The 19056-nt window shown below is 71.7% G+C and carries 15 protein-coding genes; 8 read left to right on the plus strand and 7 right to left on the minus strand.

All coding sequences use genetic code 11. The annotated features are described in order from the left end of the window. Positions 1-42 precede the first annotated feature (42 nt). From J2S57_RS18810 to J2S57_RS18845, 8 genes are all read left to right on the plus strand, one after another. Positions 43-1299: a deoxyguanosinetriphosphate triphosphohydrolase gene (locus J2S57_RS18810; protein ID WP_307244747.1), complete on the plus strand. Its 1257-nt coding sequence runs from the start codon at positions 43-45 to the stop codon at positions 1297-1299. A gap of 98 nt (positions 1300-1397) precedes the next feature. Continuing rightward, complete coding sequence (locus J2S57_RS18815) at positions 1398-1769, plus strand: hypothetical protein (protein WP_307244749.1); 372 nt, start codon at positions 1398-1400, stop codon at positions 1767-1769. A gap of 17 nt (positions 1770-1786) precedes the next feature. Then, entirely contained in the window at positions 1787-4102 is a 2316-nt protein-coding gene (gene dnaG / locus J2S57_RS18820) for a DNA primase (protein ID WP_307244751.1), read from the plus strand. Beyond that, a complete protein-coding gene (locus tag J2S57_RS18825) occupies positions 4102-4656 on the plus strand; it encodes a hypothetical protein (RefSeq protein ID WP_307244752.1) in 555 nt (184 codons plus the stop codon). Before dnaG ends, J2S57_RS18825 begins: the two co-directional genes overlap by 1 nt. A gap of 30 nt (positions 4657-4686) precedes the next feature. Further along, positions 4687-5310 carry a MarR family winged helix-turn-helix transcriptional regulator gene (locus J2S57_RS18830; RefSeq protein WP_307244755.1) on the plus strand — a complete coding sequence of 208 codons (624 nt, stop codon included), beginning with the start codon at positions 4687-4689 and terminating at the stop codon, positions 5308-5310. 100 nt (positions 5311-5410) lie between these two features. Further along, a complete protein-coding gene (locus J2S57_RS18835) occupies positions 5411-5800 on the plus strand; it encodes a YciI family protein (protein WP_307244757.1) in 390 nt (129 codons plus the stop codon). Between the two features lie 12 nt (positions 5801-5812). Then, on the plus strand, positions 5813-7042 hold the full coding sequence (locus tag J2S57_RS18840) for an RNA polymerase sigma factor (protein ID WP_307244759.1): 1230 nt from the start codon (positions 5813-5815) through the stop codon (positions 7040-7042). A 73-nt stretch (positions 7043-7115) separates the two neighbouring features. Continuing rightward, positions 7116-8381 carry a hypothetical protein gene (locus J2S57_RS18845; protein WP_307244761.1) on the plus strand — a complete coding sequence of 422 codons (1266 nt, stop codon included), beginning with the start codon at positions 7116-7118 and terminating at the stop codon, positions 8379-8381. Here the strand turns inward: J2S57_RS18845 and J2S57_RS18850 are convergent. The 7 genes from J2S57_RS18850 to J2S57_RS18880 form a co-directional block, all read right to left on the minus strand. After that, positions 8365-9012: a hypothetical protein gene (locus tag J2S57_RS18850; protein WP_307244763.1), complete on the minus strand. Its 648-nt coding sequence runs from the start codon at positions 9010-9012 to the stop codon at positions 8365-8367. The genes J2S57_RS18845 and J2S57_RS18850 overlap by 17 nt on opposite strands. Before the next feature lie 138 nt (positions 9013-9150). Further along, on the minus strand, positions 9151-11721 hold the full coding sequence (locus J2S57_RS18855; RefSeq protein WP_307244765.1) for a hypothetical protein: 2571 nt from the start codon (positions 11719-11721) through the stop codon (positions 9151-9153). Next, positions 11718-12536 carry a hypothetical protein gene (locus J2S57_RS18860; protein WP_307244767.1) on the minus strand — a complete coding sequence of 273 codons (819 nt, stop codon included), beginning with the start codon at positions 12534-12536 and terminating at the stop codon, positions 11718-11720. Before J2S57_RS18860 ends, J2S57_RS18855 begins: the two co-directional genes overlap by 4 nt. Positions 12537-12630: 94 nt before the next feature. Further along, a complete protein-coding gene (gene amaB / locus J2S57_RS18865; protein ID WP_307244769.1) occupies positions 12631-14166 on the minus strand; it encodes an L-piperidine-6-carboxylate dehydrogenase in 1536 nt (511 codons plus the stop codon). 12 nt (positions 14167-14178) lie between these two features. Continuing rightward, on the minus strand, positions 14179-15360 hold the full coding sequence (locus tag J2S57_RS18870) for an NAD(P)/FAD-dependent oxidoreductase (RefSeq protein WP_307244771.1): 1182 nt from the start codon (positions 15358-15360) through the stop codon (positions 14179-14181). A 45-nt stretch (positions 15361-15405) separates the two neighbouring features. Beyond that, positions 15406-18498, minus strand: a complete 3093-nt coding sequence (locus J2S57_RS18875; RefSeq protein ID WP_307244774.1) for a caspase, EACC1-associated type — start codon at positions 18496-18498, stop codon at positions 15406-15408. Continuing rightward, entirely contained in the window at positions 18495-18971 is a 477-nt protein-coding gene (locus J2S57_RS18880) for a hypothetical protein (protein ID WP_307244776.1), read from the minus strand. The genes J2S57_RS18875 and J2S57_RS18880 overlap by 4 nt, the downstream gene beginning before the upstream one ends. Positions 18972-19056: the final 85 nt, after the last annotated feature.

The following is a 19056-nucleotide window of genomic DNA, read 5'->3' on the forward strand; positions in this document are numbered from 1 at the left end:
GTGCCGACAGAGAGCACGGGCCCGCGGGACGAGGAGGAAGCAGTGAGCCGGTTCTACCACGGGCCCGAGGTGGGTTATGCCTTCGAGGATCAGCAGCGCTGGTACCCGGAGCCGCCCAAAGATCCGCGCCGGGGCGAGTTCTCGCGCGACCGTGCCCGGGTGGTGCACTCGTCGGCGCTGCGCCGGCTGAGCGCCAAGACCCAGGTGGTGGGCCCGCACTCGGACGAGTTCGTGCGCAACCGCCTGACCCACAGCCTCGAGGTGGCGCAGGTCGGGCGAGAGCTGGCCTCGGCCCTGGGCTGTGATCCGGACGTCGTCGACACGGCCTGCCTGGCGCACGACCTCGGGCACCCGCCGTTCGGTCACAACGGTGAGACTGCTCTCGACGAGATCTGTTCGGGCGTGGGTGGTTTCGAGGGCAACGCGCAGACGCTGCGGGTGCTCACGCGTCTCGAGCCCAAGGTGATGGGTCCGCGACGTCCGCACGGGCTCAACCTGACCCGTGCGTCCCTCGACGCCGTGGCGAAATACCCGTGGCGCAGCGGGGAATCGCCGCAGGAGGGCTCGCGCAAGTTCGGCGTCTACGACGACGACCTCGAGGTGTTCGGCTGGCTGCGCACCGGCGCTCCCGACCGGCACCGCTGCATCGAGGCCCAGGTGATGGACCTGGCCGACGACGTGGCCTACAGCGTGCACGACGTGGAAGACGCGGTGGTCTCGCTGCGTCTGGACCCGCGCCTGCTCACCGACGACGACGAGGCCGCCCGCGTGGTGGAACAGGTGCGGGCCTGGTACCTGCCGCACGTGCCGGAGAGCGACCTGCTCGAGGGCCTGAACCGGCTGCGCCGGCTGCCCGCGTGGGTCACCGGCTTCGAGGGCGACTACGCCTCGCTGGCCGCCCTGAAGAACATGACGTCGCAGCTCATCGGCCGTTTCGTGCGCTCGGTGGAAGAGGCCACCCGGGAGGTCTCGGGCGACGGGCCGCTCACCCGCTACTACGCCGATCTGGTGGTGCCGAAGGAGACCGAGATCGAGATCGCGGTGCTCAAGGGGCTGGCCGTGGTCTACGTGATGACCGTCGAAGACCGTCAGCCGCTCTACACCCGGCAGCGAGAACTGCTGATGGAGCTCACCCAGGTGCTCGAAGACCGGGCTCCGAAGGTGCTCGACCTGCCGTTCGCCCTGGCCTGGAACGAGGCCGCCGACGACGCGGGCCGGCTGCGGGCCGTGATCGACCAGGTCGCGAGCCTCACCGACGCCCGGGCCGTGGCCTGGCACCACGAGCTCCTTCCCAACTGAGAGCGATTTGACGTGCTTTTGTGCTGCACGAAGCATTTCCGGGCATGAACGCCTGACACTCTTCGGTCACCGACCGAACGTGGACAGGCAGGCGAGGCGTGAGCACTGGCGGCACCGACTTCTTCCAGAACCGCACCAGCTACGACAGTCCCCGCCGGGGGCTGGAGAGCCCCCGCGACCGGGAGAGGCTGAGAACCGGGAGCCAGCCGATCACTGCGGCGCCGGGCCCGGAGACCGGTTCGCAGACCGTCATCCGCTCGCAGATCATGCCCGCCCGCAGCATCACCTGGGGCACGATGGCCAAGATCACCCTGGCCATCTACTTCGCCGTCATGATGGTGCTGGTCACGCTCGCCCTGGTCGCGTTCATCCTGATGCGCCTGGCCGTGAGCTTCGCGAGCGACCAGATCGAGGAGTTCAAGATCAACTGGCAGACCACCTCGGCTCCGGTGTCCTCGCCCGGTTCGTGAAGAACTAGAATCACCGGGTGAGGATCCGCCGCGAAGACGTAGAAGCAGTTCGCGAGCGGTCCCGCATCGACGAGGTCGTCGGCGAGTACGTCACGCTCCGCACCGCCGGCATCGGCGCGCTGAAGGGGCTGTGCCCGTTCCACGACGAGAAGACGCCGTCCTTCAACGTGCGGCCGACCGTGGGTTTCTACCACTGCTTCGGCTGCCAGAAGGGCGGCGACGTCATCTCCTTCGTGATGGAGATCGACCACCTGTCGTTCGCCGAGGCGGTCGAGCGGCTGGCCCAGCGCATCGGCCTGCAGCTGCGGTACGAAGACGAGTCGGGCAACGAGGGCAAGCGTCCCGACCAGGCGGGCGTCAACCAGCGCCGGCGGCTGCTCGAGGCCAACCGGATGGCCGAGCAGTTCTACATCGAGCAGCTGGGCACCTCGCCCGAGGCCTCGATCGGCCGGCAGTTCCTGGTCGACCGCGGCTTCGACCAGGCCGCGGCCGCGCACTTCGGGGTCGGGTTCGCGCCGCGCGGGGGTGAGGTGCTCACCCGGCACCTGACCGGGCGCGGGTTCACCGGCGACGAACTGGTCTCGGCGGGCATCTCCGGGCAGGGGCGGCGTGGGCTCTACGACCGCTTCCGCGGCCGGCTGATCTGGCCGATCCGCGACGTCACGGGCGGCACGCTCGGCTTCGGCGCGCGGCGGCTGTTCGACGACGACACGATCGAGGCCAAGTACCTCAACACCCCCGAGACGAGCCTCTACAAGAAGTCGCACGTGCTCTACGGCGTCGACCTGGCCAAGCGGGAGATCGCCAAGAACCACCAGGTGGTCGTGGTCGAGGGCTACACCGACGTGATGTCGTGCCACCTGGCCGGCGAGACCACCGCGGTCGCCACCTGCGGCACCGCCTTCGCCGCCGACCACATCCGCATCGTGCGGCGCCTGATCGGCGACGAGCGCAACTCCGACGGCCGGGTCATCTTCACGTTCGACGGTGACAAGGCCGGGCAGAACGCGGCGCTCAAGGCCTTCGAAGACGACCAGAAGTTCGTCTCACAGACCTACGTCTCGATCGCCCCCAGCGGCATGGACCCCTGTGACCTGCGGCTCCGGCACGGCAACGAGGCGGTGCGCGAGCTGATCGCGGGCCGTCGCCCGATGTTCGAGTTCAAGATCGAGTCGATCATCAACGGGGTCGACCTCAGCACGGTCGAGGGGGGTGCCCGGGCGCTGCGGCTGGCCGCGCCCGTCGTCGCGAACATCCGCGACGAGGTGATCCGCCTGGGCTACGCGGTCAAGCTCGCGGGCATGCTCGGCATGGACGAGGAGCTGGTGCGTCAGTCGGTCGCGCGGGCCCAGCGGGCAGGGGCTGTCGGCGGTGGCAACGGTGGACGCGCCGAGCAGTCCGGGGGCAACAAGGCCTCCGGGGGTGGCCGGCAGTGGAACAACCGGCGGAACGAGGGGCCGGCCGGGGGAATTCAGCAGCCCGACGGGTCGTGGCAGATGCCCGACGGCACCTACATCCTGCCGCCCGAGCCGAAGAAGGGCTGGAAGGGCAAGGACGGCAAGGGCGGTAAGGGCGGCGGCAACTGGGGTGAGCGGGACCGTCAGCGCTGGAACAACGGCGAGGGCAAGACCGGTTTCAGCGGCGGCCAGAACGTCAACGGCGGCCAGAACTTCAACGGGGGCCAGAACTTCAGCGGCGGCAACTCGTGGGACGAGCCGCCGCCCGAGGACATGCCCCCGCCCGAAGACGAGCCGCCGTACGACGCGTACGAGAACCACGGCGGGCCGGTGACACCCGGCACCACCACGTCACCCACACAGGTGCCCGAAACGCCCCGTCGTCCACCGCGTCCCACATTGTCGCGCCCCGACCCCCGCGACAAGAACGCGGCGATCGAGCGGCAGGCGCTGGAGTGCATGCTGCAGGTGCCGCGCCTGGTGCCGTCGGCCGAGACCGACGCGCTGCCCGCCGACACCTTCCAGACCCCGCTCTACCGGGCGATTCACGAGGCGATCCGGGGCGCGGGCGGGATCGCGGTCGCGGTCGGCCTGACCGAGGCGGCCTGGGTGGCCCTGGTGCAGGACTTCGCCCCCGACCCGGTCGTCCCGATGATCACCGAGCTGGTGGTGGCGCCGCTGCCCACGCTCGAAGACGAGGTGGCGCTCGCCCGCTACGCCGCGGGCATGATCCTGCACATCGCCGAAGCCCAGCTGGCGCGCGAGATCTCGTCGCTCAAGGCGGCCTGGCAGCGCGGTGAGGACGTCGGGATGCGGGTCATGGAGCTCGAGATCGCCAAACGTGCTCTCTCCGAGCGGAAGCACGGTGTGACCTGATGAAACTGATTCCCCGTCTGCCCCGGAAGGCCGTCATGCCCGAGGGCATGTCCGAGTCCCTCGGCCTCGACGAGCCGGGCACGCCGCGTCTGCTGGCCTGGTCGATCCTGGTCGGCGGGGGAGCGGCCGCGGCCACCACCCGGGACCTGCGCATCGTCACCCCGCGCGGCGAGCGGATGGTGCGCAGCTGGGACGCGGTGGATCAGGCCGTCTGGGAGCAGAACTCGCGCATGCTGGTGATCTGGTGGGTCGACACCCGCAAGACCACCCCGCTGGAGATCCAGGACGATGTGGGCCGGCTGCCCGAGGTGGTGCGTGAGCGCGTGCAGTCGTCGGTGGTGCTGAGCGCGAGTGTGCCCATGCCGCGCGGCAAACCGGCCCGGGTGGCCCTGCGCCGAGACCCGGACGGGCAGCTGATCGCCCAGTCGATCCTGCCGCCGGGCGTGAAGGCCGAAGATCCGCGGGTGCGGGCCGTGATCGAGGCGGCGCTCGCCGACCTCTGGGCCGACGCCGGTGAGCGGGAACTGAACGCCGGTGCACCCCCGGCCCTCTGAGCCAGACGATCGAAAGGCAACACCCTCCTCATGGACAACGGCTACGGCGGCCCGGAGAGCTACGACCCGGAGTACGGCGCGCCGCTGGCCCACAACTGGAACTTCGAGAGCCGGCGGCGGCCCGCCCCGTCGCCGGACGCCTCCGCCGAGGAATCGCTCACCGTCGAGGAGCCGGCCACCGTCGAGCATCCGCACGACCCGCTGGCCGACCGCGAGCTGACGTTCCTGCTCGGGGCCGCCTACCAGGCGATCCTGGCCTCCTCGGGCGCCGAGATGCACACGGCGGGCTACGACGGCCTGCGCCCGGTGCACGACACGATCCTGCACACGCTGCACGAGGGCGGGCACACCAGCGGGGAGCTCGCCGAGGTGCTCGGGATCAGCCAGAAAGAGACCGTGCAGCTCATCCGCGACCTGGAGAAGCGCGGTCATCTGCGTCAGGCCCCGCACCCCTCGGGCGGGCGGCGCGTGCTCTACGTGCTCACCGACAAGGCCCAGCAGCACCTGCGGGCGGCGGGCTACGTGCAGGCCCGGCTCGAGACCCGTCTGGTCGAGAAGGTCGGCGCCGAGGGCATGAGCGAGCTGCGCTCGCGTCTGGCCCAGCTGGTGCGGGCGCAGGTGGGCGACGAGGTGCCCCCACCGCGCTTCTCCTGAAAGTTTCTCGCGGACGGTGTCGAGAACGCCGGGTGCCGATCGTCGGGTTGAGTGAGGCTGGCCATCGAGGTCCCGGCCCACTCGACGAAAGGGCATTCCCGTGCGCTACCTGATCCTGCTCAAGGCCGCCGAGAACCAGCTGGGCGGCACCCCTCCGCCGGAGCTGTTCGCCGAGATCGCGAAGCTCGGGGAGGAGGCGACGAAGGCCGGTGTGCTGCTCGACACCGCTGGGCTCACCCCCTCGGCCGCCGGTACCCGGGTGTCGCTGGAGGACGGGAAGATCAGTGTCACCGACGGCCCGTTCACCGAGGCCAAGGAGACCATCGTCAGCTACGCCATGTACGAGCTGCGCAGCCAGGAGGAGGCCGTCGAGTGGACGCGGCGGTTCCTTCAGGTGCACGTGGACTTCTGGCCGGGCTGGGAGGGCTCGTCCGAGATCCGCCGGGTGATGGGGCCGGAGGACTTCGGTGCGGCTTTCGCCCCGGAGTGATTCACTGCGGGGATGCCGTCCCCGCACGCCCTGATCGAAGGCGTCTTCCGGGTCGAGGCCACGCGGATCGTCGCCTCCGTCGCCCGGATGGTGCGCGACGTCGGCGTGGCCGAGGAGATCGCCCAGGACGCGCTGGTCACCGCGCTCGAGCAGTGGCCGGTGAAGGGCACGCCCGACAACCCGGCGGCCTGGCTGATGACGACGGCGCGCAACCGGGCGATCGACCGGATCCGACGTGAGGCGCGGCTGGCCGAGAACCTGGTCGAGCTCGGCCACCGGCTGCCTTCCGACGTCGTTCCCGAGATCGACACCATCGAGGACGACGTGCTGCGGCTGGTCTTCGTCACCTGCCACCCGGTGCTGGCCCCCCAGAACCGGGTGGCACTGGCGTTGCGTCTGCTCGGTGGTCTCACCACCGCCGAGATCGCCCGTGCCTACCTGGTGCCGGAAGCCACCGTGGCGCAACGCATCACCCGGGCCAAGCGCACCCTGGCCGAGAAGAAGGTGCCGTTCGAGGTGCCCGCTGGCGACGAGCGGCCGGCCCGCCTGGCGTCGGTGCTCGAGGTCGTCTACCTGATCTTCAACGAGGGCTACTCGGCCAGTTCCGGCGACGACCTGCTGCGTCCCGCCCTCTGCCACGACGCCCTGCACCTGGGGCGCACCCTCGCCGCCCTGATGCCCGCCGAACCCGAGGTGCACGGTCTGCTCGCCCTTCTCGAGCTGCAGGCCTCTCGCTTACGGGCCAGAACGGGGGACGACTCGGCACCGGTTCCGCTCGACCGCCAGAACCGCGCGCGGTGGGACCAGTGGCTGATCCGGCGAGGGCTGGCCGGACTCGAGAAGGCCCAGGGGCTGGGCGGCACCTTCGGGCCGTACACGCTGCAGGCCGCGATCGCGGCCGAGCACGCCAGGGCCCGCACCCCCGACGACACCGACTGGATGCGGATCGCCGCGCTCTACCAGGTCCTGCTCGGGGCACTGCCGACGCCGGTGGTCGCGCTGAACCGGGCCGTCGCGCTCGGCCGGGCCCTGGGCCCGCAGGCCGGGCTGGACGCCGCCGACGCCCTGGCCGGTGAACCCGCCCTGCGCACGTACCCCCTGCTGCCCGGGGTGCGCGCCGACCTGCTGGCCCGGCTCGGCCGCATCGACGAGGCCCGGGCCGAGTTCGAGCGGGCGGCCGCGATGACCGGCAACGTCTCCGAGCGGGAGGCCCTGCTGTCGCGGGCGCGTGAACTCCCGTAACGATGCGTCGTCGATTTCATCTGATCGACCCAAGCCGGAACACGAGAGGCGTTACGTCTCCTAAGGTCTGGCTGTGCTGAAAGCGGTGAGTGGGGCGTTCGTCGTGGTGGGGTCGGGATGCCGGCTCTGGCTGCGGCACTGGCCGGTGCTGCTGTCCATCGCGCTGTTCGCCCTGGCCGCCCGCAACGGCGCGCTCTGGGCCTCGGTCCGGATCAGCGATTTGAACAACACCGCGGGCATCTTCACCCTGGTGCTGGCCCCGCTCGCGACCGTGACCGGCATCGTGCTCATGCTCTACACGCTGCGCCGGTCGCTGCCCGCCATCAGCGACGCGGCCGCGGTGGTCGCGCCCCTCGACCCGGTGCGGCACCGTGAGCGCCGTCTCCTCGACGTGCTGGCCAGCGTGCTCGTGCCGTTCCTGGCGGTGTACGCGGCCTACGGGTTCCTCGAGGAGGACACCGACCGCTACCTCAACGCGCTGCTCGGTGAGGAGTTCGCGCAGAACGACTACTTCTCCGGGCTCGCCGGGGTCAGCAACAACCTCGACCGCTTCGAGATCGGCGGCCCGTGGGTCGAGATCGGGGTCGTGGCCGGGGCGATCGTGCTCCGGTTCGTCCTGGCCAAGCTCGAGGGCCGGCGGCGGTGGGTGGGCCTGGCCTTCGTCGGGGCCTACGTGGAGGCGCTCTGGCTGGTCGCGGTCACCGTGCGGCTGACCAGCTACCAGGACGCGGCCTGGGCCTGGGCCGAGAGCCGGCGCGGGGTGGAGATGTTCGTCGGCGGCTGGGAGGCGATGCTGCGGCAGCTCGGCCCGGTCGCCGGGGCCGTCGACGCGGCCGGTGCCTGGACCCTGGACCTGATCTCCAGCGTCGACTCCCTGGTCGTGGTGCCCGTCGCCTGGCTCACGGTCGGTGCGGTGGTCTACGGGCACCAGCTGGTTCCGCCGCCGAACCCGCCGGAACCCCGCATCCTGCGCGTCGTTCCGGGCCCGGTGCGGCGTGCGGGCACCGAGATGCTGGGGGAGGTGGCCGAGCGGTTCACCGGCCTGTTCGGCGGGCTGCGTCAGCTCGCGGTGGCCGGGCTCGGCCCGATGATCGTGTTCGGCCTGGCCTTCCTGGCCTCGCAGCGGCTCGAGGACGGCCTGCGCGAACTGGCCCGCCTGCTGCTCGGCCCGCGACCGGCCACCGTCTGGCTGGGGTTCGCGCCGCACATCGACATCGTGACCCGGGCGATCGGCCTCAGCGTCACGATGTGCCTGCTGGCCGCGGCGATCGAGCGGGTGCTGTCGCACACCGTTCCCGTGGACCCTGCGGCTCAGGAGCCGGTCAGTTCGCCGTCCTGAAGGCGATGTACTCCGGCATCTCCCACCACAGGTCGACCTCGGTGAGCTTCGCGCTCGCGGGAACCACCCAGACCGGCGTGACCGTGTACGAGGCCGGCCGCGGCTGCTCGTCCGCCGCGGGCATGCGGAGTTCCTTCATCAGGACGACGGGCCCGGGGGAGTCGGCGGGGACGCAGGGCGACGTCGGCTGGCCGCCGGCGGCCAGGGTCGCCACGTAGCTGTAGCGGTTGCCCGCGTCGTCGCGCAGGGCCATCGAGCAGCCGGTGAGAGACGTGGCCGGGTCGGCCCGCACCGACAGCGTCACCCGCACCGCGACCGCGCCGTCGGGCAGCTGGTAGTCCATCGAGCCGGTGGCCTCCGCCGCGGACAGCGGTTCCACCGCGTCCAGGCGGGCTTTCAGCGACATCGTGTGCTCGCCGTCGGTCAGCTCGTAGGGCTGCGAGTAGGCGAACCACTCACCCTGCGCGGCCGGCCGGGCCTCGTGCAGCTCGGAGTCCCACCAGTACGTCTTCACCCGGTCCGAGCTGGCCGCCAGCGCGCACAGCAGCGCGATCGGCAGCACCCCGAGACCCCAGCGGTTGCGGGTGAGCCAGCCCAGCTCACGGTCGAGGTGGCGGATCGACCTGCTCACGACCCGCTCACCGTCCCCGTCTGATGGCCGCCTGCTTCACGCCGTGCGCACGATCTCCGGGCGCACGATCTCGGCGCACGAGCCTCACGCACGAGCCTCACGCACGAGCCCGTCTCACGATCCCGTCACGATCCCGGCTCACGACGAGGTGACCGGGCCCTCGCAGGCGCTCGCCGACGCGGCCGTCGTGGCCGCGTCCTGCACACCCGGGGCCAGGTCGGAGCTGTCGCCCACCACGACCGACCGGTCGTTGCCGCTCCACGACCGCACCTCCTCGGCGGTGACGCCGAGATCGATGTCGGTCATGTCGTCCTGGTCGAGGTAGGTGCTGTTCAGAGCGATGCGCAGCCGGGCACCGGGCACCGCGTCGGCCGGCATCTCGACCGCCACGGTGGCGTAGCGGGCGATACCGACCTGGGCGATGCCCGGTTCCCACGAACCCCGGCCGTTGGTGGTCGGCCGGAACAGGCGTCCCTGACGGTCTTCGATCGCCGCGTACTGCAGGGTGGCGGTCTCGCCCCGGGCCACGATCTTCACCGGCACGGTGACGAACACACCGGGCGAGCGGAAGCTGAACCGGTCGTAACCCGCCGTCAGGCACGAGGAACCGGACACCGACGTCGCCGTCACCTCGGCGTAGCGCAGCTCGACCGGCTTGCCCACCGACCCCTGCTGCTTGAACAGCGGGATGAAGTCCGGGTCGTCCTTGCCGAACTGGGTGACGAACCGGCCCACCGCCAGCGCCGCGATCAGCAGCACCACGACCACGATCACGCGCCCGGCGGTCACCTTCTTCTGGCCCGGCGTCTCCCGCGGATGACGGGGGCCGCCGTGCCAGTTCGGGTCGCGGCGAGGGTTGGCGGCGCCGTAGACCGGTTCCGGTCCGCCGAGCAGCCGGGGGCCGCCCTCGTCCCAGTAGCGCTCGTCCCAGTCCTTGGCATCGCGGCTCTGGGGCTCGCGCGGGGTGGGCTCGCGCCCTCCCAGGTCGCGGCTGACCGAGCCGGCCAGCTCGGGCGGCACGACCGCTCCGGACCGGCCGGGGTGACGGGCCTGACCGGCCTGACCGGCCTGACCGGCCTGACCGGCCTGGCCGGCTCGGTCCGGCGGGCCGGGCTGACCCGGCTGCTGGGGGTCGTCCTGTTCCTGCTGCCAGTCGTCGTCCCACGGACGCACCGAGCGGTTCTGCTGCCCGAAACCCCCCGGCTGACGCGGCTGCTCACCTGACCCGGCGTAGCCGCCGAGCTGCTGGGCGGGCTGGACCTGCTGCCAGCCCGGAGCCCCCTCAGGGCCCTGGTCGCCGGCGTCCGGGGCCTCGTCCCAGTCGGACACCGGCGGCTGCGAGCCCGTCTGGTAGTCCTCGAACGACGACCATTCGACCTGCTGGAAGCCGGCCGGTGCGGTCTGCGGGTACTCCGGGTCCTGGTAGGGGGTGGCGTACTCGATGCGGCCGCTCGGGGGCTGCTGGTAGTCGCCGTAGTCACCTGTCCGGTACTCGCCCTGGTTCGGCTCCCGCCAGTCCTGAGCGACCGGGTCCTGCCAGTTCTGAGCGACCGGGTCCTGCCAGGTCTGGGCACCCGGCTGCTGAGCCTGGGCGCCGGAGTCCTGCCAGTTCTGGTCACCGGAGTCCTGCCAGCTGGGCGTTTCGGACCGGGGCTGGGCGCCGGAGTCCTGCCAGCTAGCCGTGCCGGACTGAGCCTGTGCACCCGAGTCCTGCCAGTTCTGGGCACCCGGCTGCGGAGTCTGCGCCCCGGAGTCCTGCCGGCCACCGTCGTTCTGCTCGGGCGGCGGCCAGGAACCCAACTGCCCCGCACCCTGCCCGGATGCCGGCCCCGGCCAGGGAGCCTCGGACGGATCCGGACGCGTCGCGGATCCCGGCTGCGGCCAGGCATTTCCGCCGACCTGCTCGCCGGCCCCGGACTGCCACGGAGCCTGCCCCGCCTGCTGCCCCTGAGGACCGGACTGCTGCCACCCCGGACCCCCCTCCGGCCCGGCGGAACCCGGCGCGACAGCCGAACCCGGCTGCGCCCCGGAACCGGGCTGGACAGCTGAGTCCCACGGTGCCGCCTGCCCCGGACGACGGGTCGGCCCGGAGTGCGGCCCGGAGTCCCGCGCCACCGGCCCGCCCTGGCCGACGGGCCCCGAAGACTGACTCACGGGCCCGGAGGACTGGCCCAGCGGCCCGGAAGGATGACTCGCAGGCCCCGAAGACCGGCCCACCGGTCCCGAAGGCTGCCCCGACGCCCCAGGTCCACCCGGCGCAGCACCAGGTCGACCCGGCACGACGCCAGGTCCACCCGGCTCGCCCACCGGACCCCGCGCGTCCCAACGCGCCGCCTGCTGCTCACTCGCCGCCTGCCGCGCACCGCTGAAGAACGCGCTGCCCCCGGCCGTGGCCGGGTACGACACCGGCGGCTCGTACTTCGTGCCGGACTGCCGCGAGTCCGCCGCGAACAGTCCTCCGGAGTCCGGGCCCGAGTCGTTGCTGAACGCCGCCGCCGCACCGGCCCACTGCTGGTGCGCGTTCTCGCGCGGGCGCTCGCCGTCCGGCCGCTCCCACCCGTTCGCGAGCGGGATCGGCCGCCCGGTCACGTCGCGGTACACCGGCTGCAGGTCGGCGTCGCCCTCCTTGGGCGTGGCCGTGGCGGTCGGGTCGTCGTTCGGCCCGGTCACCGCCAGGGCCGGCCGGGACCAGTCGTTCTGGCTGCTCAAGCGGTCACCTCCGGTGCGGAGGCGGCGATCAGCCGGGTCGCCGTGTTCGTGGTGTCCGTCCCCGCGTTGGTCAAGGTTTCTGTCTCTGCATCTGTCGTCGGTTCGGTCGGGGCCGCCGGATCGTCGCCCGAGGAGGCCGCGCTGCTCCGGACCGGGAGGGTCGACTCGGCCACGACGGCCGCGTCGAACCAGCTCTCGGTGCCCTGGAACGTGTCGTCTCGGAGGGTGTGTCCGACGAGCTGGACCGTGACCTGGTCGGGGGCCTCGGTCGTGCCGCGCTGTTCGTACAGGAACGCGGCCTCATAGGATATTCCGGGCTGCAGCGGGTTCAGGTCACCGCTGTCGGCGTAGTGCAGCAACTGGTCGGCCCGGTGCCGGTCGGTGCGGTCGTCGTCGGCCAGCGTGCTGGTGTCCAGCTCGGGCTCGCTGACGAGACCGTCGACGCCGTTCACGGTGACGGCCTCCCGGGCGTAGAAGGGCTCAAGGGTTTCGTCGCTGGTGTTCTTGACGTCCGCGACGATCGCCAGCCAGCGACTCCCATTCTCCACGGTGTAGACGCCCGGGAGCTCGTCCGCCCACACCAGACGCTTGATCGTGATCTCGAACGGGTCGGCCCGCATGGTCGTGCCGACCTTCACCGGCGTCGATTCGCCACTGCCCTCGGCCTCTTCCAGACCACCGAAGGCCGCGGTCACGCCCAGGATCACGGCGGTCGCGCCCACGCCGAAGGTGCGCAGCGGCTGTTCGAGCAGCCTCTGCGCCACGCCGCTGCGTTCGGCGGCGGGGGTTTCGGGGGGCACGGATGGTAAGGACATCGGGACGGATTCTAGGGACATGCCCCCGTTGTGGTGTGTGATTCTCCTGCGAATGACTGGCCGGAGCATCGCCGTTGCAGAGCGTGAGTGGATGTCACACGTCGAAGTTCACGCCCTGTGCGAGCGGAAGCTCACCGCTGTAGTTCACCGTGTTCGTGGCCCGGCGCATGTAGGCCCGCCAGGCGTCCGAGCCCGACTCGCGCCCGCCGCCGGTCTCCTTCTCACCGCCGAACGCCCCGCCGATCTCCGCGCCCGACGTGCCGATGTTCACGTTGACGATGCCGCAGTCCGAGCCCTCGGCCGAGGTGAACAGTTCCGCCTCGGCCTGGTCGCGGGTGAACACCGATGACGAGAGTCCCTGCGGAACGGCGTTGTTCAGGGCGATGGCCTCGGTGAAGTCGTCGTAGGGGATCACGTAGAGCAGGGGTGCGAAGGTCTCGGCGTGCACGATCGGCGTCTGCCCGGGCATCCGCACCAGGGCCGGCCGCCGGTAGTACGCGTCCGGCGCCTCGTTCTCGAGCTCGCGCCCGCCGCCGGCCACCAGGGTCCCGCCCTGGTGCTCGGCCTCCCGAAGGGCGCGGTCGAGGGCCGAGCTCGAGGACGCGTCGAGCAGCGGCCCGACGAGTGTCCCCTCCGCGGTCGGGTCGCCGAGGGGGAGCCGTTCGTAGACGTCCACCAGCCGCTTCGTCAGCTCGTCGACGACGCTGCGGTGGGCGATGACCCGGCGCATCGTGGTGCAGCGCTGACCGGCGGTTCCCGCGGCCGAGAAGACGATTCCGCGTACGGTCAGGTCGAGGTCGGCCGACGGTGTGACCACCGCGGCGTTGTTGCCGCCGAGTTCCAGCAGGCTGCGGCCGAACCGCTGGGCCACGACCGGCCCCACCGACCGGCCCATCCGGGTCGAGCCGGTGGCGCTGACCAGGTCGACGCCCGGGTGCGCGGCCAGCTGCTCGCCGACCGGACCGTCGCCCAGCACCACCTGGGACACGTCGTCGGGATGGCCGCCCTCCCGCAGCGCGCGCCGCAGCAGCGCGTGCGCCGCGAGTGCGGTGAACGGTGTCTTCTCCGACGGTTTCCAGATCACCGGGTCGCCGCAGACCAGCGCGACGGCGGTGTTCCACGACCAGACCGCCACCGGGAAGTTGAACGCGCTGATGACCCCGACCACGCCGAGCGGGTGCCAGGTCTCCATCAGCCGGTGCCCCGGCCGCTCGGACACCATCGTGCGGCCGTACAGCTGCCGCGAGAGACCGACCGCGAAGTCGCAGACGTCGATCATCTCCTGCACCTCGCCGAGGGCCTCGGAGGTTATCTTGCCCGCCTCCAGGCTCACGAGCGTGCCCAGGTCGGCCTGGTGCTCGGTCAGCAACTGCCCGAACCGCTTGATCACGGCACCCCGGGCCGGGGCCGGAACCCGCCGCCACGCGACGAAAGCCGTGCGCGCCCGGGCGACCGAGTCGTCCACCATCGGGCCCGACGAGAAGGTGACGCCCCCGATCGGCAGCCCGTTGACGGGGGAGTGGACGGGATGATCGCCCGCCATCAGGGTGGTCTCGACGCCGCAGGCCTCGGCGGCCGTGCGGGCACGCCGGGTGAGGGTCTCGGATCCGGGGATGCTGCTGGTCGTCATCGGGCTCCCAACTCAGATCACGTTGTGCTCCGGACGGAGCTGTTGGTTCGCGAAACGCTCGGCGGACAGGCCACTCACGTCGATCACCGGGGCCTGACCCAGGTAGAGGTCACGCATGACCTCACCGGCGGCCGGGCCCATCAGGAAGCCGTGCCCGGAGAAACCGGTGCAGTAGAGGAAACGTGAGACGCCGGGAGCCTCGCCGATCAGCGCGTTGTGGTCGGGCGTCATCTCGTAGAGCCCGGCCCAGCCCCGGCGGATGCCGACCGAGCCCAGCGACGGCACCCGGCGGGACATGGCCGAGGCCAGGTCGTCGAGCCAGTCCGGGGTCGATCTCTGGTCGAAGCCCCAGGTGTCGTGCTTCTCGGCGCCACCCAGGAGCAGGCCCCCGCCCTCGCGGTGGAAGTAGAACGAGGTGCCGAAGTCGATGGTGAACGGCAGGTCGGGCGGCAGGTCGGGAATCGCGGTGCTGACGGCGATCTGGCGGCGCAGCGGACGCACCGGCAGGTCGACGCCGGCCCAGTCGCCGATGCGGCCCGACCACGCCCCGGCCGTGCAGATCACGGCGCCGGTGCGGATGCGCCCGGCCGGGCTGAGCACCGCCTGGATCTCGCCGTCCTCCACGAACATCCCGGTCGCGGGCGTGCCGGTCATGATCGTGACACCGAGTTTCCGCGCCGCCCCGGCGTATCCGGCCACCACCGACTCCGGCGTGCAGTGCCCGTCGTCCGGTGAGAACAGCGCCCCCGTGAGGCCTTCGGTGCTGATCAGCGGCGAAAGACGCTGTGCCTCGGCGACGTCGATCATCCGGCTGGCCACCCCCAGGGCGTTCTGCAGGTCCACGCCCGCCGAGAACGCCTCCACGTCGGTGTCGTCGTCGAGCAGGAAGAGGTAGCCGCTGCGCTCGAGGTCGATCTCCTGGCCGAAGTCCTGCCGGAAGCGCCGCAGCGTCTCCAGACCCCGCTGACCGAGCTGGATGTTCACGGCGTCGGAGAACAGCGCCCGTACCCCGCCCGCCGCCTTGCCGGTGGAACCGCTGCCGAGCTGCCCGCTCTCCAGCACCACCACGTTCTCCACCCCGGCCGCCGCGAGGTGGTAGGCCGTGCTCAGGCCCATCACCCCGCCGCCGATCACGACCACATCGGCCTGAGCAGGAGGAACGGGACGCGGCGAGCGTGAGGACGGGGTGGCCATGTGTCATGGTACGAAATCGCCGGGCGGAAGAGCAGTGGCCCGGCATCAGCCGTCGGCCTCGACGGACGCCAGGTCGAGCGTCCCGTCCGGCCCGATCCGCACGTTGCCGAGCCGGTCCGACCACACCGACTGCTGGGCGTCGTACCAGAGCGGGATCACGGGCATCGGCTCCGCGAGCAGCGCCTCGGCCTGCCGGTAGGTCTCCAGGGCGTCGTGCGGGTCCTGCTCGTCGGCGCGGGTGATGAGCCGGTCGAACTCCCGGCTCGACCACCGCGTACGGTTCGAGCTGGAGCTGGTGACGTAGGGCGCCTCGACGAAGTTCTGGATGTGCGGGTGGTCCATGCCCCAGGAGCCGTGGAAGAGCCCGCTGATCGCGGCGTCGCCCTGGGCGTCCATGTACTCGGCGTTGGTCGGGTAGGCCTTCTTCTCGCAGGCCAGGCCCAGGGTCTCGGTGATGTCGCGGCAGATCGCGCCGGCCGTGCGGGCGGCGTCCGGCCGGGTGGCGTCGTAGCTGAACGAGACCGGGCCGTCGAAATCCGTGGCGGCCAGGTACTTCCGGGCGGCGTCCGGGTCGTAGGTGCACAGTTCGCCGCAGGCGCCCGGCCGGTAGCCGTACGCGACCGGTGACACCCACCCGGTCGCGGGAATCCGGCTGCCGGAGAGAACGCCGGCGGCGATGGTGTCGCGGTCGATCGCCGTCGAGAACGCCTTGCTCAGGTCCGGGTCGTCACGGTAGGCGGGGTCGTACTGCGGCACCATCACGAATTCGACCGTACCGAGCGCCTTGTCGGCGAAGTGCCCCGGGTGGTCGGTGCGGTAGCGGTTGCCGGCCCGGTCGTCGGCCGGTACCTGAGCCATGAAGTCCAGGTCGCCGCTGAGGGTCTCGTCGTAGGCGGCGTCGTCGGAGGGGTAGGTGCGCAGCCTCACCTCGGCGACCCGGGCCTGGTCGTCGCCTCCGTAGCGGGGCCAGCGGGTCAGCGTCGCCGAGGTTCCGGAGTCCGGGGCGGGGGTGAACACGAACGGGCCGTTGCCGACGGGGTGTTCGCCGAACGCCTCCGGGTCCTCGAAGAACACCGGCGGCAGGGGGGAGAACGCCGTGGAACCGAGCACCGACGGGAAGTATGACTGCGGGTTCTCGAGTTCGATCGTGAACTCCTGGCTGTTCACCTTTTTCAGCCCGGACAGGGTGCGGGCGGACGGTTCCGGCGCCTCCTGCGGCCCGCCTCCGTCGGGGTCGGGCGGGTTCAGGGCGGCGTAACCCACGATCGAGGCGAAGTAGTAGTTGTTCAGAGCCGCGTTCGGCCCGTAGGCGGCCCAGTTCCAGGCGTCGACGAAGCTGTCGGCGTCCACGAGCGAACGGTCGTGGAAGAGCTGGTCCGGCTTCAGCCGCACGTGCCAGATCCGGCTGTCGTCGGAGGTGACGGACTCGGCCATCGCCATCCGCGGCTCGGCGGAGCCCGGATCGGCGCGCACCAGGCCCCGGAACACGCTGCCGACGATCTGCAGGCCGCCGGGTTCCTGGGTGTGGGCCGGGGTCAGCGGGTTTCGCGGCTCGTCGAGGTAGAGGGTGATGCCGGCGTCCGGGTCGCCCCCGGCCGAGGGAGATCCACCGGGGTCCTGGGGCCAGAAGATCACCGCGATCACCGAGATCAGGGCGACGGCGCCGGCGACGATCAGGATCCAGCCCCTGCGGTTGCGGGCGCTTCTCGGGGCACCTGGTTTCGGGGTGGCGGGTTTCGGGGTGCCTGGTTTCGGGGTGGCGGGTTTCGGGGTGGCGGGTTTCGGGGTGGCGGGTTTCGGGGTGGCCGACGGGGGACGCGTCGGTCGGGACGGGGTGTCGGGTGCCGGCTCGGGTGGGTCGAGACTCTCACGGGTTCCTCGCACCGGCAGCGGTTTCGAGCCGGCCGGGCCGATCACCTCGATGCTGGTGCCCAGCTCCTGCCCGGGCTCGGGAGCCCATTCCAGGGTGAGCTGCTCGTCGCGGCGCACCACCCGGACGTGCTCGTCGGGGGCGAGGGACAGGGTGGCCAGGGCCAGGGGCGGGCCACTGATGGCGACCAGGCGCCGTACCGGGGCGTCGAACGTGGAGGGCACAGTGCCGAAATCGACGTGGTCGGGCGCCAGGACGACCTCGAGCGTGTCCAGGGCCCGCCGGGCGGCGTCGCTGACGGCGCGGCTGTCGTCGGTGGTGAGTTCGCCCAGGAGCCGCCGGGCGCTCTCGGCCGCCGACAACTCGGAACCCCTGGCCAGGCGGCCCAGTTCGGTCACGGCGGCCTCACGCACCGCGGTGTAGGCGTCGCGCGCGAGCTCCGGGAGCCGTTCGGGCAGCGGCCCGGGGCGCACGACCCGGTTCGGGTTCCGGGCGATCGAGATCGTGCCCCGGACGTCGAACTCCCACTTGCTCGGCGTCTGGTTCGGGGTACGCCGCCGTACCTCCTCGTGCACGTAGTCGTAGAGCTCGGGGAGGGAGACGAACCCGTCGTCGTCGGCGTCCGCCTCACCGGTGCGGATGCCCCGCACCAGGGAGTCGGTGAACAGCGAGGGACCAGGGCCGGAGGAGTCCCGCAGCGACTCGCCCTCGAGGGCGTACTCCATCGCGGTGGACGCCGTGATCACGACGTAGCCGTGCCCCTGGCCCACTCCCGCCGTCGCGGCCTCGGGCAGCTCCTCGGCCAGGTGTTCGCGCAGGTCGACGTCGCCGGGGGTGCGGGCGGTGACCCCGCGCTCGAAGGCCCCGCCGTAGCAGCAGTCGAGCAGGAGCACGACGCGCCGGGCCCGGCTGCGGCGGATCAGGCGGTTGATCAGCGCGGTGTCGACCGCGGTGGTCTCCAGGAAGTCGGCCCGGGTGTCGCGGGTGGCCAGGAAGAGGCGGCCGGCGGTGTCTTTCAGCCCGTGGCCGGAGAAGTGGATGAGCACGAGGTCGTCGGGCGAGCGGTCGTGCAGCACCTCCTGCACGCGGCGCTGCACCCGGTCGGCGGGCTCGTTGTGCAGCAGGTCGGTCTCGAAGTCGCCGAGCTCGGGATCGCCGAGCACCTCGTCGAGCGCGGCGATGTCGACGGCCGGGCTCTCGAGGGCGCGAAGGCCCGGGTGGTCGTGCTGGTCGGTGGCGATGAGCAGCGCCAGACGCCGCCCGGTCACGGGGTGCGGTCGGGCGGGGCCTGGCCACCGGGGGCGGTGCCGGCCGGGGGCCCGGCCTGAGCTTGGGGCCCGGCCTGAGCTTGGGGCCCGGTCGCGGGCCCGGCCTGGTCTCCCGACCGGACGAACTCGTCGATCAGCCGGTCCTGCTGCTGGCGGTCGATGCCGGTCAGCACGATGCGGCGGTCACCGATGGACAGTTCCGCGGTGCGTGCGGCCTCGCGCGCCCCGAGCCAGCCGCGCACCGCGCCGAGCACCAGCTCGAACAGCGGGACCGAGTTCTGCAGGGTGAGGATCAGCCCGCCCACGGTGACCGGGTCGACGGCCCGGGTGCGGTCGGGAGCCTCGCCCGGAATCGGCTCCAGCGCATCGAGATCCAGCGCGTGCAGGTCTTCGCGCAGCGCGATCACGGAGAGTTCGAAGGCCTCGGGCGACGAGCCCGCGTCGGTCAGGACCACCGTGATCACCGTCGGCATCGTTCCCCCTCACCCGATGGACAAGTCGGGCAAAGGCTATGACATCGATGGTCTTCGTGTCCCCCGAACGACCGGTGAGGGTTCC

Source organism: Kineosporia succinea (genome assembly GCF_030811555.1).
GTDB classification, from domain to species: Bacteria; Actinomycetota; Actinomycetes; order Actinomycetales; family Kineosporiaceae; genus Kineosporia; species Kineosporia succinea.

Bases quoted from the DNA above. Each gene is read 5' to 3' on its own strand.
- J2S57_RS18825 (WP_307244752.1), top strand. From the start codon at position 4,102: ATGAAACTGATTCCCCGTCTGCCCCGGAAGGCCGTCATGCCCGAGGGC.
- J2S57_RS18830 (WP_307244755.1), top strand. From the start codon at position 4,687: ATGGACAACGGCTACGGCGGCCCGGAGAGCTACGACCCGGAGTACGGC.
- J2S57_RS18840 (WP_307244759.1), top strand. From the start codon at position 5,813: ATGCCGTCCCCGCACGCCCTGATCGAAGGCGTCTTCCGGGTCGAGGCC.
- J2S57_RS18860 (WP_307244767.1), bottom strand. From the start codon at position 12,536: ATGTCCTTACCATCCGTGCCCCCCGAAACCCCCGCCGCCGAACGCAGC.
- amaB (WP_307244769.1), bottom strand. From the start codon at position 14,166: ATGACGACCAGCAGCATCCCCGGATCCGAGACCCTCACCCGGCGTGCC.
- J2S57_RS18870 (WP_307244771.1), bottom strand. From the start codon at position 15,360: ATGGCCACCCCGTCCTCACGCTCGCCGCGTCCCGTTCCTCCTGCTCAG.
- J2S57_RS18880 (WP_307244776.1), bottom strand. From the start codon at position 18,971: ATGCCGACGGTGATCACGGTGGTCCTGACCGACGCGGGCTCGTCGCCC.